This window comes from Sporolactobacillus vineae DSM 21990 = SL153, assembly GCF_000377985.1.
Taxonomy (GTDB): domain Bacteria; phylum Bacillota; class Bacilli; order Bacillales; family Sporolactobacillaceae; genus Sporolactobacillus; species Sporolactobacillus vineae.
This window is the reverse complement of record NZ_KB899043.1, coordinates 301,915-316,480: the sequence shown is the minus strand read 5'-3', so window position 1 is coordinate 316,480 and position 14,566 is coordinate 301,915. Positions and strand designations below refer to the sequence as shown.

Here is a 14,566-nt window from a genome sequence, read left to right as displayed (position 1 = left end):
GTTTTCTAGTCTGACTTCAATTATTTTCATTTTATCACAAGTCGGTGATTTGTCAGCGGGAAGGCGGATCTTCAGGCGATGCGTGATTCGTGCACGCCTTCCTTGCCTGTGACGCCGGAAATTAAGTAGAATAGACAGGGATGTAAAACACACGCGATGCGCAGTTCCGAATGAGGCGACGCATCGCGAAGACCAATACAGGAGTTAATAAAATGACAGCAATCTTATCGGTGGCTCATCTAAGCGGCGGCTATACACGCCGGAGCCCGGTGCTGCATGATCTGTCTTTTGCGATCGGTCCCGGTGAACTGGTCGGGCTGGTCGGGCTGAACGGAGCCGGAAAAAGTACGACAATTAAACATATTCTCGGTCTTCTGGATCCCTATGAAGGGGAAATCCGGATCGGCGGCAAGACGATCCGGGAAGATAAAACGGGTTATCGCCGTCAGCTGGCTTATGTTCCGGAACTTCCCGAACTGTATGAACAGCTGACGCTTGAAGAACATCTGCAGTTGACAGCGATGGCCTACCATCTGGATCGCCGCACGTATCAGGAAAGAAGCAGCAGGCTGCTCGCACTCTTTCATATGGAGAAGAAGCTTCACTGGTTCCCAATCCATTTTTCCAAGGGCATGCGGCAGAAAGTGATGATCATGTGCGCCTTTCTCGTACATCCGGATCTGTATATTGTTGATGAACCCTTTGTCGGACTGGATCCGATCGGAATACAGTCTCTGCTTGATCTGATGGTCGAAATGAAAAAAAGCGGCTCATCAATTCTGATGTCCACGCACATCCTCTCAACCGCGGAACAATACTGTGACCGTTTTATCATCCTGCACGAAGGCAGAATTGCTGTTCAGGGAACGCTGGATCAGATCAGAAAACGATTCGGGGACGCCGGTGCTTCTCTGCAGGACATCTATCTGTCTGTGGCCAGGGGTGAGACGACATGGACGAACTGAGCGGACTTTGGAAAACAAGGCAGCAGGCTCATTTCCGGCGGGCACTTCGCTATTGGAATCTGATCGGGAAAAACAGCGGACTGATGTTTTTTCTGTACGCCATGGTGATCATCAGCGGATTCTACTATAAAAAATGGCTGGAATCGCTCCCTCACGGCTTTCCGGGGCTTCTTCTTGTCAGCGTGATTCTGGCACTGGCAGCCATGCGTTCGCCGATCCGGACATTTCTGGTGAAGGCTGATGCAGTCTTCCTTCTGCCTGCTGAAGCCGAGCTGCGCGCTTATTTCAGACACAGCCGATGGTATAGTTTCTGCTTTCAGGGAGCGATCCTTCTGCTGGTTCAGATTATTTGCTGGCCGCTCTATCAGTACACATCCGGGCGGAATGCGGCGCCATTCCTTCTGGTTGCTGCAGTGCTTCTGGCGGCGAAAGTCTGGAATATCGACAGCCGCTGGCAGGAACAATTTATCAGGGATACCTTGCCGCTGAAGGTGCTCCGTTCAGGGCTGACGTTTCTGCTTATTTACGGAATTGCCGGAGGGCTGCCAACTCCTGCGCCGGTCATCTGCGCGGCTGTGATGCTCGCAGTTTCTGTCCTGCTTTTTCACCGGCAGACAGCAACAGGCCTGCTTGACTGGTACCGGCTGATCGAGATGGACAACCTGCAGGCACTTCAGTTTCTCAGATTCGTCAATCTGTTTACGGACGTGCCGCGCCTGAGACATTCCGTTCATCCGCGCCGGATCATCAGCACACTGTTTCCAGTCCGCTCGTTCCGCTCAAACCGGATTTACCCGCAGCTCTTTTTAAAAACATGGCTCCGGTCCGATGACTATTTTGCACAGTATTTGCGCCTGACCGTGATCGGCATGCTGGCAAGCTACTTCCTGAACAACGGCAAGTACACCGGATTTGTCGTTGTCTCAGTGGTTTATCTGACCGGTCTTCAGCTGCTTCCGCTCTGGTCGCATCCGTTTCCCCAGGCGCTTGAGGGTCTGTATCCCATTGCCCCGGCCATGAAAAGGCACAGCTTTATCCGCCTGGTTTTTACGCTGCTGGCCATCCAGACGGTGCTGCTGAGTCTTGCCGGGGCGGCCGGACCCGGACGAATACTTCTCTTTCCGGTGCTCCTGGCCGCCGGTGGACTCGTTTCGCTGCTGTTTACTTACGGCTATACGGCGCACCGGCTGTCCGCGCAAAAATAACCGACAGACAAACCGCCCGGAGATTATTCTCCGGACGGTTTGTCTGCTTCATGCTTTGTTTCAGGAAAAAACGGGATCATGAAGAATCCGCGACAGTTTTTCGAGATGATTCTGTTCATCTGAGATCATGTCTTCAAGTTTGACAACCAGTTCGATCATCTTCAGGTCCTGTGCCTGACTGCGGCGGATCTGGTAATTCTCCAATGTGTCCGACTCGGCCTTAAGGGCGGCTTCAAGCATTGCCCGGGCATCCCCAACCTGTTCTACCGGTGCCGGCATGGTGGTCGGTTCACCGCCAAGATGGCTGATTTTTTCCGAAAGATAAGCGGCGTGTCCGAGTTCATCAGGAATTTCCGCTTCGAAAAATGGTTTGAGAATCTGATAGTTCAGTCCGGTCACTGTTGTTGCGTAGTAAGTATACTGAATCACGGCTGCATATTCTCCTGCCAGATCCTGATTCAGTCCGGCAATCAGTGCATCTTTTTGATCCATGTGCATTCACTCCTTCTTGTCATACTGATTGAATTATTCCCTGTTCCGCGGCAAGACAAACTTTTATTTCAGAGACCAACGCTATTTCTCCGTCTTGGGACGGAGCGGGAAACCGTTCCCGGTCTATGGAAATGTTGCGATTCTGCCTGTATAGTTGAGTTATCAGGAAAGCCGTACGGCGGTTCAGCGGCTTTAAAACGGTTACCGCCGGGAAAGATCGATTTTGATTTTCAGGTCATAGATGTAAGTATCAACCAGGTGTGACGGCGATGCCTACCGAAATCATCTGTTTCAGGAAAAATCGGGCGGATAATCCATCAAATGAACGTTGACAGATTCTGCGACCATCAATTATACTTAGAGTAACAAATTGAATAGCCTCTCTTTTAAAGGGGAGTAGCCGAAAGAGAAGAGCCGTCATTACGGGAGAAAATCCCCGGCATTCTCTGGCAGTGAAGAACTGCTGGCGAGACCTTTGCCTCGAACGGAAAAAGGCAAAGGTATTTTTATTGATGCAGCCTTTCCAGACGTTGGAGGGGCTGTATTTATTTTGTTCGATTTTCAGAAAAAAAGATTGCCAATCAATTAGTTCAGGAGGATGATGAAATGGAATTATTTTCAGCCGAGTTCCTGATGTCGCTGCTTTTGATCGTGGGTATCGACCTGATTCTTGCCGGGGACAACGCCATTGTGATTGCGCTTGCCGCTGCCCGCCTTCAGGATCACCAGAGAAAACGTGCCATATTGTACGGCACACTCGGAGCTGTCGCCATTCGTGCGGTCGCCACACTGGCCGTTGTCTGGCTGCTTAAGATGCCCGGTCTGCACCTTGTCGGCGGTCTGCTGCTCGTATGGATTGCCTATGGGTTGCTTAAAAACCAGCAGAAAGACCGGAAAGTAGAGGCAAAAACAAGCCTGAGCGCAGCCATCGGAACGATCATTACCGCCGATGCGCTGATGGGACTGGATAATGTGCTGGCGATTGGCGGCGCTGCTTCGGGAAATTATCTGCTGGTTATTCTCGGACTGCTGATCAGTGTTCCGATGATTATGGGCGGCAGTACGCTCTTTCTTAAACTTGTCGACCGCTTCTCATGGATCACCTACGCCGGATCCGGCGTACTGGCATTTACGGCCGGGAAAATGATATTTGCCGAACACTTTATTACTCAGGGGGTCGAAGGGGCGTCCTGGATTAAGTGGGCAGTGATTGCCCTGATCATTGCCGGTGTGATCTATTTCGGGTGGCGGAAGCAGCAGGCAGGAAAACTGACGGCAGCGGCGCCTGTCAATGAAACCCGCTCGTCCTGAAGTACCTCCCTGCACGCGGATCGGCTGAATGTTTTTTGAATCAACACCATTCCCGCGGCGAAAATAATTCCCGCGGACATCTATATACAGGTGGGTTTTGTAGGAGGCAATAGGAGTCATGGAACTGTTTACTTTAGCATTCTGGTCATCCCTGGTTGTGATTATCGGCATCGACCTGTTTCTTGCCGGTGATAATGCGATTGTTATTGCGATGGCCGCGAGACGGCTGCCGGATCATGAACGGGTCAGAGCGATTCTCTACGGGACGGTTGGCGCGGTAATCATCCGGATCCTTTGTACGGTCACGGTTGTGTATCTGCTGATGATCCCCGGCCTGCATTTTGCCGGCGGGCTGCTGCTTGTCTGGATTGCCTATAAATTGCTGCTTCCTGATGACGGATCAGCTAAAAAAAGCGAAATTAAAGCTGCGGCGAGTATCTGGGCGGCAGTCCGGACTATTATTCTGGCTGATGCCCTGATGAGTCTGGACAATATGCTGGCTGTTGCCGGGGCGGCGCAAAATGATCCGCTGCTGGTGATTGTCGGTCTGCTGTTCAGTGTTCCATTACTGATGGGCGGCAGCGCTGTGATTATGAAACTGACCGACCGTTTCCCGTGGCTGATCTATGTCGGGGCAGCCATTCTGGCCATGACGGCCGGGAAAATGCTTTTTGCCGAACCATTGGTCAGAAAAGGTCTGGGCGGTCTCGCCGCGTGGATCGAGTGGCCGGTTGTGATTCTGATCATCCTTGCCGTTCTTTTTGCCGGCTGGTTCACTCAGAAGAAGCAGACGCATCCGGTCAATAAAAATCAGGCGGTCTGAACGTTTAAGCTCTGAGTTTTCAGGGCAGGCTGTGATCCAATCGTTTGTTAAAAAGTAAAAATCCATCTATTATTAGTAGTGCTGAAAAAAGGTGCCCTATTTCAGGCGCCTTTTTTTCACGTACTTCTGTCACATGTAAAACTCTGTTTCAAGAGACAATGGGAAAAGCAAGGTGTGTGTTGATGTCGCTTCCTTTATGGAAAAAGAACTTATATGTCTGCTGGTTCGGTGCGTTTGCAACGGCGGCGGGAATGAGTCAGATCATTCCTTTTCTGCCGCTTTTTATCGAACAGCTCGGTGTGCATAATACATCAGATATCGAACGATGGTCCGGACTGGTCTTCGGAGCCACATTTCTGGTTTCAGCGCTGGTTTCACCGCTCTGGGGCGCACTTGCCGATAAGTACGGGCGCAAACCGATGCTGCTTCGCGCCAGTCTCGGCATGTGCCTCGTCGTTTTCTGCATGGGTTTTTCACAGAATGTCTATCAGCTGTTTTTTCTGAGGATGGTGCAGGGGGTTGTCTCAGGGTATATTCCCGCGTCGATCATTCTGGTGGCGATGCAGACACCGAAAAGCCACTCCGGCTGGGCACTGAGCATGTTATCCACCGGCGGGATCAGCGGTTCACTGATCGGGCCCTTACTGGGCGGCTTTCTTTCTGATCTGGTCGGCATGCGTTTCGTATTTATCAGCACCAGTCTGTCCCTGGGTGCGGCTTTTCTGGCATCGCTGCTGTTTATCCGTGAGAAGTTTGTCGTTCAGGATAAGAAAAAGATCTCATTTCGCCAGGTCTGGATGATGACGCCGCATATGGGCATGTTTATCGCCATGTTCGTCACCACGTTTATGGTTCAGCTGGCAAACATGTCGATCCAGCCGATCATCACGGTCTACGTTAAATTACTCGCACCGCAGGCTACCCAGCTGGCTTTGATCTCCGGCGTTGTTGTTGCGTCCGCAGGTCTTGCCAGCGTGATCGCAGCACCGTTTCTGGGCCGGCTGACGGATCGGATCGGCCCGCGGCGGGTACTGCTGGCTGCGCTGATCTTCACAGGTCTTGTCTTCATTCCCCAGGCGTTCGTCTCCGATCCGTGGCAGCTCTCCGGGCTGAGATTTTTACTCGGGCTGGCGACGGCGGGTATCCTGCCGGCAATCAATACGATCGTTAAAAAAATGGCCCCTGCAGCGATTACCGGGCGTCTGTTCGGATACAATCAATCCGCACAGTTTCTCGGCACACTCGGAGGGTCATTGCTCGGCGGACATATGGCCGCTTCATTCGGTATTCGCTTTGTTTTCTACTCAACCAGTGCGCTGCTGTTTGCCAATGCCGCCTGGCTGGTAGTCTCCACGCTTGCGGCGCGGCGGACTGAGCGCAAAGCAACGCAGCGATCTGGAAACGATCTTTGAAAAACGGTTTAATGAATGCTGCGCTTCTTAAAGCGGCCGCCTTTCACGTCATGGATATCACTGATCGCAAGAAAGGCATTTTTATCAATCGAGTCCACGATGTTTTTGACTTTCGCTTCTTCCAGCCGGCTGATCACGGTAAAAATAACATTTTTATCGTTTCCCGTATAGGCACCCTCGCCGTTGAGATAGGTCACCCCGCGGCCAAGCCGGTCGTTCAGGGCATCGCCGATTTCCTGATGGAGGTCGCTGATAATCCATACCGCCTTCGAAGACTCCAGACCTTCGCTTGTAATATCGATCATTTTAAAGGCGATAAAGTAGGCGATCAGCGAGTACATGGCGTAGTTCCATCCAAACACGAAACCGGCGGATCCGAGAATGAAAATATTGATAAACATGACCACTTCACCGACGGAGAACGGTGTTTTTTCATTAAAAAGGACGGCAAGAATTTCGGTTCCGTCTGAAGATCCGCCGTTGCGGATGACCAGACCGACGCCGATGCCCATGATAATGCCTCCGAATACGGCGGCAAGAAGAAGGTCATTGGTAAACTGCGGAATTCCCGAAAAAGTCGTCAGCAGGGCGAGTGCCGTGACCGCACAGGCAGAAGTGACGGTGAATGTCTTGCCCATTTGTTTATAGCCGACGATGAAGAAGGGAAAATTGAAGATGATGAGAAAAATGCCGATCGGCAGGCCGCTGAGATGGGTCATCATGATCGAAATGCCTGTTACACCACCGTCGATAATCTTATTCGGAACGAGAAAGCTTTCCAGCGAAATGGCTTCAAAAAAGACGCCGATACTGATCAGAAGCAGTCTGACAATCAACTGACGGATTGTCAGACCTTTATGCTTTGATCTTTCTTTCACAGGCACCTGTGCGTGTTCTACTGTATGATTCAACCTGATACAACCTTTCTCTTAAAGCCCTTAATTTAAAAACTGTTCCATGAAGCTCTGTTTTGATACTTCGTGATCCGGAGCGAAAGGTGTGCGAGACTTCCGCGGGAAAAAGTGAGCACCTGAAGCGGAATACAGCTGCCGGGACAGGTGATAAGAAAAAACGGCAGCCCTGTTCCCTATTAAGGCAAACATGGTTGCCGATCTTCAGCCGTTGGAGAAGCGGGATCGAAACGCCGCTCCGGGTCTGTTTGTTTCATTTTTTTGATGCTTCATATTCCTTGCGGGTTGGCGGAGCCATGAATTCAGTGCCGATCGGTTCCGGAACGTGACGCTTCAGAATGGCATCGATGTCTTTCAGCGTCTGATCGTCAAGATGGAAATCCGCTACTTCAGTGGCAGCGGCAATCTGATCCGGATGACGCGCGCCCCAGAGGGCAATCCCATCCTTAGTCTGATCGAGAATCCAGCGGACGGCGAGTGCTCTGACGGATTTACCGTATCGGTCCTTAGCAAGTTTAGCCAGATCATCAACTGCCGCCAGATAGTGGGCGAAGTGCGGTGCCTTGAACTTCGGATCAGAGAGCCGCAGATCGTCACCGCCGAATTTGCGGTCGGCCGTCATTTTTCCGGACAGCATCCCGCGGCAGAGACTGCCGTAACATAATGCAACAATCCCGTTTTCTTTACTGTAGGGCAGCACGTCCTTCTCAATATCCCGTTCAAACAAGTTGTACGGCGGCTGGACAGTGTGGATCGGCGCAACGGCTTTAAATGCTTTCATCTGGTCCACAGTGAAGTTGCTGACCCCAATCGCCCTGATTTTTCCTTCTTTGTACAGGTCGCCCATGGCTTCTGCCGTTTCTTCAATCGGAACGAGCGGATCCGGCCAGTGAACCTGGTAAATGTCGATATAATCTGTTCCCAGCCGTTGGAGAGAGTCCTCAACCTGCCTTTTGATCAGTTCACGAGACCCATTTCGGAAGACATCGCTACCCACCCAATCAAGGCAAACCTTGGTAGCCAGTACGATCTGATCCCGGTGGCCGTATTCCTTGAGGGCCTGTCCGACAACTTTCTCAGCATGTCCCTGTCCGTACGCAGGGGCAGTATCAATTGTCCGGATGCCGCTGTCCAGAGCCTGATGAATGGTTCTGATTGATTCACGGTCATCCGAACCGCCCCACATCCAGCCGCCGATTGCCCATGTACCCAGGGCGATGCGTGTCGGATGAAGGTCCGTTCCCCTGATTGATGTAGTTTCCATGAATTTATCGCCTCGTTTAAAATTTAGGTTCACTTTAATTATAAAGAAACCAGGCTGATAAAATCAAAACATTCAAACGGATGGTTTCCGGCTTTCGGAAGACAATGGGTCGCCTATTCCGCGGCTCGCGTCTTTTGCGTCCTCTGCCATTTAAAAATCCGGTTCAGTAAAGCAAAGATTTTTTTGGATTCTTTGGTCATGATCGGGCCGAGAATGGCCAGAATCAGCACATATAATGCCGAAAACGGCTTGAGGACCGGCATCAGCCCGCCGACAATGCCGAGATTCGCCATGATGATTGAGAATTCGCCGCGGGAAACAATCGTCAGTCCGATATTTGTCGATGCTTTATAGGAGAGGCCTGACAGGCGGCCGCCGATCAGTCCGGCGGCGAAATTGCCGGCGACTGTGATCAAAACGGCACCAATTGTGAGCCAGACGGCACCGCCAAGCTGAGCAGGATCAATGCCGAGTCCGAAACTGAAAAAGAACACAGCACCGAAGAAATCACGGAAAGGGATAACCAGACGTTCAATGCGTTCGGCCTGCGTTGTCTCCGAGTAAACCAGACCGAGCAGCAGCGCACCGATCGCCTCAGCGACATGAATCGTCTCCGAAAACCCGGCGATGAAGAAAAGCGAAGCGAAGATGACGATGATAAAGATCTCATCGGACCGGATGCGGAGCAGCTTGTTCAACAGCGGCGCGGCAAACCGGGCAATGACAAAGAAGAGGATCATATAAGCCAGTGAGATCCCGATCGAGAGCAGCGATTTCCCGAATGACTGCGAATTCCCGAGGATCAGGCCGGATACCGCCGAGAGATATACGGCCAGAAAGATGTCTTCAAACATGATGATGCCCAGAATCAGTTCGGTCTCCGAATTGCCTGTCCGGCGCAAGTCGACGAGGACTTTTGCGACGATGGCACTGGAGGAGACAGTGGTGATCCCGGCGATGATCAGGATCTCTTTCAGCGGGAAGCCAAGCACCAGCGGATAGAGGATGCCCAGGCCGAAATTCATACCGATGTAAACCGTGCCTCCGAGCAGGATGGACTTTCCGGATTTGAGCAGTTTGCCTGTTGAAAATTCAAGTCCGAGATAGAAGAGTAAGAAAAGAATACCGATCCGGCCGAGAAAATTAATGAACGGTGCACTCTCAATAAATTTCAGACTGAAGACGCCGATCTTCGGCGCATGAGGGCCGACCAGCATCCCGGCAATAATCAGAAAGGGAATAATGGAAAATTTGAGTTTATTGGCGATCAGTGCGGCTGCAGCGACAAGAACGAACGCAATGCCTGTTTCAAGAATGAGATGGTCCATTTATTCCCCCTTATCTCCGGCCAGGAGCGCGTCGTGGAATTTCCGGAGATGCGTCCGTTCGCCGGAAACAACAATGGTGTCACCTGTATCGAGAATTGCGCCGGCTCCGGGATTCAGCTGCTTTGCGTGGTTCTTTCCGATGATCCCGATGACATTAACCTGATAGTTCCGGCGGATGCCGAGACCACCGATTGTCTTTCCCGAAATCGGTGAACCGGCACCAACCTTATACCAGTCGATAATTAAGTTATTTAACGCAAGCTCGACGGACGCCACTGTTTTGGGTTTATAGGTCATGCCGCCCAGTATTGCCGCAACCTGCCTTGATTCAGCATCATTAAAACTGGCGCAGGAGATACTTTCGTCAGGATCTGAATCATCATAATGATAAACATCCCGCCTGCCGTCGTCATGAATAATGATGACGACTTTATCTCCGTTTTCCGTAGATAATTGAAATTTCTTCCCGATTCCGGGTAGATCTGTTTCGATAATTTCCATGTACGCACCTCTTCCTGGTTGAATTGATCCGGATCACCGGATACACTACTGTATTTATTCTATTATAATGAAGAGGGCAATAGCAAAGAAACCGGGAATGAACACGTAAATCAATGTGTTCCCGGTGATCGCAACAGGATTGGGGATTGAATGGATGCATCAGTTAATCTGTTTCGGAGACAGTATTACCGCCGGATGGAATGGCGAAAAAGACACACCGCGGCTGACCGATCGCCTTGTTTCCGGACTGAACTGTCAGGTCAGAAATGCCGGCGTTTCCGGGGAGACAACGGATCAGGCAGTCAGGAGACTCGATCATGACGTACTTGATCTGCCGTACGACAAGGTAACGGTGCTTTTCGGAGCTAATGATTCCTCGTTTCATAAGGGGATCCCGCTGACGAGATTTATTCGTAATCTGGATCGAATCGTCCGGGCCATTTCGCCCGATAAAGTAATCCTGATGACGCCGTCGCCGGTCATCGATGCAAGACAGATCGGGAAGCGGACCAATGAGCGCGTATCACTCTATGCGCAAGCCGTCAGAACATGTGCCCGTTCACATGGAGCAGTTCTGATCGATCTCAATCGGGAAATGGCCGGGAAGGACAACTATGAACCTCTGCTTTTGGCCGACGGTTTACATTTTTCGGATGCAGGTTATGATTTTCTTGCCGGTCTGATGGTCAATAAGCTGAAAGACAATTAACGAAAGAATTGTTCTTTTTTCAGAATAATTGGGTGAAAAAAGTGTCCGGAAATCAAAATACAGCAAAATCAGTAGGGATTTCCATTGCTTTCAGTGCTTTTATGACTTTGCGCTGGACTGACGGATCCCATATGATGAAACAGAAGAAAAACAGCAGGAACAGCAAGGTGGCAATCAGCGTTCACGGCAGATGCCGCCGGTCCGTCTCGGCAGAACGGCTGCGTGAAAACTGTGAAAGCGTACGGCGAACGAATTTATCCGCCATGTGCCGGACCTGGGGCATGTCTATGCATGTGGCTGAACGGGCAGCCGTCTTCTGTACCAGCAGGATCAGGAAGGCATGTTATCCGGCCGGATGCCGTGACACACTGATTCATCCTGCAGAACCTGCCTATTTCTTCCCGGAACATCATACAAAGGGATCGTCATGTTGTTCAGGAAATCGATCGGGGCATCACGGGTATCAAAAGAATCATAGTGACTTACACCTCTCCTTTCTCACTCACGCAAAAAGCAGCTTCCTGGGCTGCTTTTTTGCGCTGGCGAAATTTGCCGCAGTAAAACCGTTGCCGGCAATCCGCATCTGCATCGATGTGCCCGGGATGATGTATCCGTTTTCTAAAACGGGGAATTGCACTATCATATGGTAAGTGGAGTATGTCGGAGAATCTCTGGTGTGAGCCGGATGCACGATGATCGGCAGTTTGTTTCTTATACCCAATGGGGGTATAATGCAGGGAGAAGGGGTGGTAGGCGATGAATGAACGCGAAGATTGCTGCTGCAGTGCGCCAGACGAAGGTCTCGCGATGCAGCCCGACAAATCGCCGGCAGCACCGAGGACTTTGGAAGAGAAGCAGAGAATCATCAATCGCCTGAAACGGGTGGAAGGCCAGATCAGAGGCCTCCAGAAAATGATTGAGGACGATCGCTATTGTGTTGATATTCTGATTCAGCTGTCGGCTGCCCAGGCGGCGTTAAAAAAAATCGGCTTTTCCGTACTGGAGCGCCATGCCAAGTCATGCGTTGCTAAAGCGATTGAAGAAGGGCATGGTTCAGATCAGATCAACGAGTTATTAAAAGTACTCCAGCAATTCTACAAATAGATCGTCAAAGGTGGAGGCGCTGCGGAATGGAAAAAGAAATTTCAATAGGCATTACAGGTATGACCTGTGCTGCCTGTTCGGATCGAATAGAAAAAGTTCTGAATCGGATGGACGGTGTTTCGGCCACCGTTAATCTTGGTCTGGATAATGCCCGGGTAACGATCGAAGACGCGCGGACAACCCCGCAGGAGATCATCGCCCGAATTGAGAAACTCGGCTACGGCGTGCAGCAGAAACATTTTCATCTGACCGTTTCAGGAATGCGCGGCACGGCTGATGCCGCACAGATTGAGAACGGGTTGCATCAAATGCCCGGTATCCTCTCCGTCCATGTGAATCCGGAAGCTGAAAAAGGTATGGTCGTTTACGTTCCTGGCATCACTGAGCCGGAACTGATCCTGAACAGAATCGCGCAGCTGGGCTATCCGTCAGCGGTGATGGATCGGATCAAAGCGGATGAAAAGCGGAAAGTGCTCCGGAAGAAGAAAAAGAAACTGATTTTGTCTGCGGTATTGTCACTTCCCCTGCTTTACACGATGGTCGCTCATCTCCCTTTTAATACAGGCCTGCCGCTGCCTGATCTGCTGATCAATCCATGGCTTCAGCTAATTCTTGCGAGCATCGTACAGTTCTATATCGGCTGGCCGTTCTATGTCAGCGCAGCACAGGCATTAATTAAAAAAAGCGCCAATATGGATGTGCTTGTCGCACTCGGAACAAGCGCCGCCTATTTTTACAGTCTGGCGGAGACACTGCGCTATCAGTTTTCCGGTATGGCTCATCCGGATCTGTATTTTGAAACCAGTGCCATTCTCATTACGCTTGTACTGGTTGGCAAATATTTTGAAGCCCGTGCGAAGCGGCAGACAACGACGGCGATTCGCGAACTGCTGGACCTCCAGGCGAAAGACGCCACCCGGATTGAAAACGGTGTGGAGAAAAAAGTGCCGATCCAGTCTGTTGTTACCGGAGATCTTCTCAGGGTCCGGCCCGGTGAAAAAATTCCTGCAGACGGCATCATTGTCGACGGACGTTCGTCGATCGACGAATCGATGATCACCGGAGAATCACTCCCCGTGACCCGTCAGACCGGAGATAAGGTGATCGGCGCCACCTTGAATGTGAACGGAACGCTGGTTGTCCGTGTTGAAAAGGTCGGCAAAGCAACAGCACTCTCCGAAATTGTCCGGATTGTAGAAAAAGCGCAGAGCTCCAAAGCACCGGTTCAGCGGCTTGCCGACAGTATTTCCGGAGTTTTTGTACCGATTGTAATCACCATCGCCGTTCTTGTCTTTATTGTCTGGATCTCGGCGATTCGTCCGGGAGAATGGCTGCCGGCACTGATTGCCGCGATCAGCGTACTGGTGATTGCCTGCCCCTGTGCACTTGGTCTGGCAACGCCGACAGCGATTATGGTCGGCACGGGAAAAGGTGCAGAAAACGGTATTTTATTCAAAGGCGGCGAGTATCTTGAGGCCGCGCAGAACCTCCAGTCGATCATGCTGGATAAAACCGGAACGATTACCAACGGGAAACCTGAAGTGACCGATGTTGTTCTCTGCGGGGATATCGACCGGGATGTGCTGATCCGCCTCGCCACAGAGGCAGAACATTTAAGTAAGCATCCTTTGGCGCGGGCGATTATCGCTTATGGGAAATCGCAGCATCTTCAGGAACAGCTGCCATCAAGTCGTTTTACAGCACATACGGGCGCCGGTATCACCGTCCAGGTTTCCGGGCATCGGATCGCGATCGGTACGAAACGGCTGATGAGTAATGAGGACGTCTCCGTTCATGAGATGGCCCACGAAGTTCGCCGCCTGGAGTCGGACGGGAAAACAGTGATGTTTTTCGCTCTCGACAGGAAGCTTCAAGGCGTCATCGCAGTTGCCGACACGATTAAGCCGACGTCGCGGCTGGCCATCGAAAAACTCAAGGCACGCGGACTCGGCGTTTATATGATCACCGGCGACAATCAGCGGACGGCTGAAGCGATTGCCAGAAAAGCAGGCATTGATCATGTTTTTGCGGAAGTCCTTCCTGAGGATAAAGCGAATAAAGTACGCGAACTGCAGGCCCAGGGGCTCAACGTTGCGATGGTCGGCGACGGGATCAACGATGCACCTGCTCTGGCGGTTGCCGATATCGGCATGGCCATCGGTACCGGGACGGATGTGGCTATAGAGACGGCCGATATTACGCTTGTTGGCGGTGACCTGATGCACGTTCTTCATGCGCTTGACTTGAGTCGCAAAACCATGCGCAATATTCGCCAGAATCTGTTTTGGGCACTGTTTTATAATACGGTCGGAATACCGGTCGCCGCACTCGGTTTGCTGACCCCGTGGATTGCCGGTGCGGCCATGGCGTTCAGTTCTGTATCGGTCATTGTGAACAGCCTGAGATTGAAGCAGGCCAGACTTTGAACTGTAATTTTTAAAGTGAACGTGCTGAAGAACAGGGCTATGACAAAAAAATATAGATATGAAAACCGGACGAGTGAATTTGCCCGGTTTTTTATTTTGGCTGCGAGTGTTGTTT

At 51.3% G+C, this 14,566-nt stretch carries 13 protein-coding genes; 8 read left to right on the top strand and 5 right to left on the bottom strand.

Annotated features, from left to right (window positions below; genetic code table 11):
- Positions 1 to 212: 212 nt before the first annotated feature.
- Positions 213 to 965, top strand: a complete 753-nt coding sequence (locus D889_RS0103810; protein ID WP_010630502.1) for an ABC transporter ATP-binding protein — start codon at positions 213 to 215, stop codon at positions 963 to 965.
- Positions 953 to 2,170, top strand: coding sequence for an ABC transporter permease (locus tag D889_RS0103805; RefSeq protein ID WP_010630501.1), 1,218 nt, complete (start codon positions 953 to 955; stop codon positions 2,168 to 2,170). Before D889_RS0103810 ends, D889_RS0103805 begins: the two co-directional genes overlap by 13 nt.
- 60 nt (positions 2,171 to 2,230) lie before the next feature.
- Here D889_RS0103805 and D889_RS0103800 read toward each other — a convergent pair whose 3' ends face one another.
- Positions 2,231 to 2,668: a ferritin-like domain-containing protein gene (locus tag D889_RS0103800; protein WP_026038971.1), complete on the bottom strand. Its 438-nt coding sequence runs from the start codon at positions 2,666 to 2,668 to the stop codon at positions 2,231 to 2,233.
- Between the two features lie 600 nt (positions 2,669 to 3,268).
- On the opposite strand from D889_RS0103800, the gene D889_RS0103795 reads away from it, so the two are divergent.
- The 3 genes from D889_RS0103795 to D889_RS0103785 all read left to right on the top strand — a co-directional run bounded on the left by D889_RS0103795 (position 3,269) and on the right by D889_RS0103785 (position 6,208).
- Entirely contained in the window at positions 3,269 to 3,973 is a 705-nt protein-coding gene (locus D889_RS0103795) for a TerC family protein (protein ID WP_010630499.1), read from the top strand.
- Between the two features lie 118 nt (positions 3,974 to 4,091).
- A complete protein-coding gene (locus D889_RS0103790) occupies positions 4,092 to 4,796 on the top strand; it encodes a TerC family protein (RefSeq protein ID WP_010630498.1) in 705 nt (234 codons plus the stop codon).
- Between the two features lie 182 nt (positions 4,797 to 4,978).
- Entirely contained in the window at positions 4,979 to 6,208 is a 1,230-nt protein-coding gene (locus D889_RS0103785; protein WP_010630497.1) for a multidrug efflux MFS transporter, read from the top strand.
- An 8-nt stretch (positions 6,209 to 6,216) separates the two neighbouring features.
- Here the strand turns inward: D889_RS0103785 and D889_RS0103780 are convergent, their stop codons facing one another.
- From D889_RS0103780 to D889_RS0103765, 4 genes are all read right to left on the bottom strand, one after another.
- Positions 6,217 to 7,119: a YitT family protein gene (locus D889_RS0103780; RefSeq protein ID WP_010630496.1), complete on the bottom strand. Its 903-nt coding sequence runs from the start codon at positions 7,117 to 7,119 to the stop codon at positions 6,217 to 6,219.
- A 253-nt stretch (positions 7,120 to 7,372) separates the two neighbouring features.
- The gene (locus tag D889_RS0103775) at positions 7,373 to 8,383 is read right to left on the bottom strand and encodes an aldo/keto reductase (protein ID WP_010630495.1); all 1,011 of its coding nucleotides are present in this window, start codon (positions 8,381 to 8,383) and stop codon (positions 7,373 to 7,375) included.
- Positions 8,384 to 8,496: 113 nt separating this feature from the next.
- Positions 8,497 to 9,711: a cation:proton antiporter gene (locus tag D889_RS0103770; RefSeq protein ID WP_010630494.1), complete on the bottom strand. Its 1,215-nt coding sequence runs from the start codon at positions 9,709 to 9,711 to the stop codon at positions 8,497 to 8,499.
- On the bottom strand, positions 9,712 to 10,212 hold the full coding sequence (locus D889_RS0103765) for a cation:proton antiporter regulatory subunit (protein ID WP_010630493.1): 501 nt from the start codon (positions 10,210 to 10,212) through the stop codon (positions 9,712 to 9,714). It abuts the gene before it with no gap.
- A gap of 154 nt (positions 10,213 to 10,366) precedes the next feature.
- Here D889_RS0103765 and D889_RS0103760 point away from each other — a divergent pair, with 154 nt between their 5' ends.
- The 3 genes from D889_RS0103760 (at position 10,367) to D889_RS0103745 (ending at position 14,451) form a co-directional block, all read left to right on the top strand.
- The gene (locus D889_RS0103760) at positions 10,367 to 10,921 is read left to right on the top strand and encodes an SGNH/GDSL hydrolase family protein (protein WP_010630492.1); all 555 of its coding nucleotides are present in this window, start codon (positions 10,367 to 10,369) and stop codon (positions 10,919 to 10,921) included.
- Positions 10,922 to 11,677: 756 nt separating this feature from the next.
- Positions 11,678 to 12,025 carry a metal-sensing transcriptional repressor gene (locus D889_RS0103750; RefSeq protein ID WP_010630490.1) on the top strand — a complete coding sequence of 116 codons (348 nt, stop codon included), beginning with the start codon at positions 11,678 to 11,680 and terminating at the stop codon, positions 12,023 to 12,025.
- A gap of 26 nt (positions 12,026 to 12,051) precedes the next feature.
- The gene (locus tag D889_RS0103745; RefSeq protein ID WP_010630489.1) at positions 12,052 to 14,451 is read left to right on the top strand and encodes a heavy metal translocating P-type ATPase; all 2,400 of its coding nucleotides are present in this window, start codon (positions 12,052 to 12,054) and stop codon (positions 14,449 to 14,451) included.
- The last annotated feature ends 115 nt before the right edge of the window (positions 14,452 to 14,566 follow it).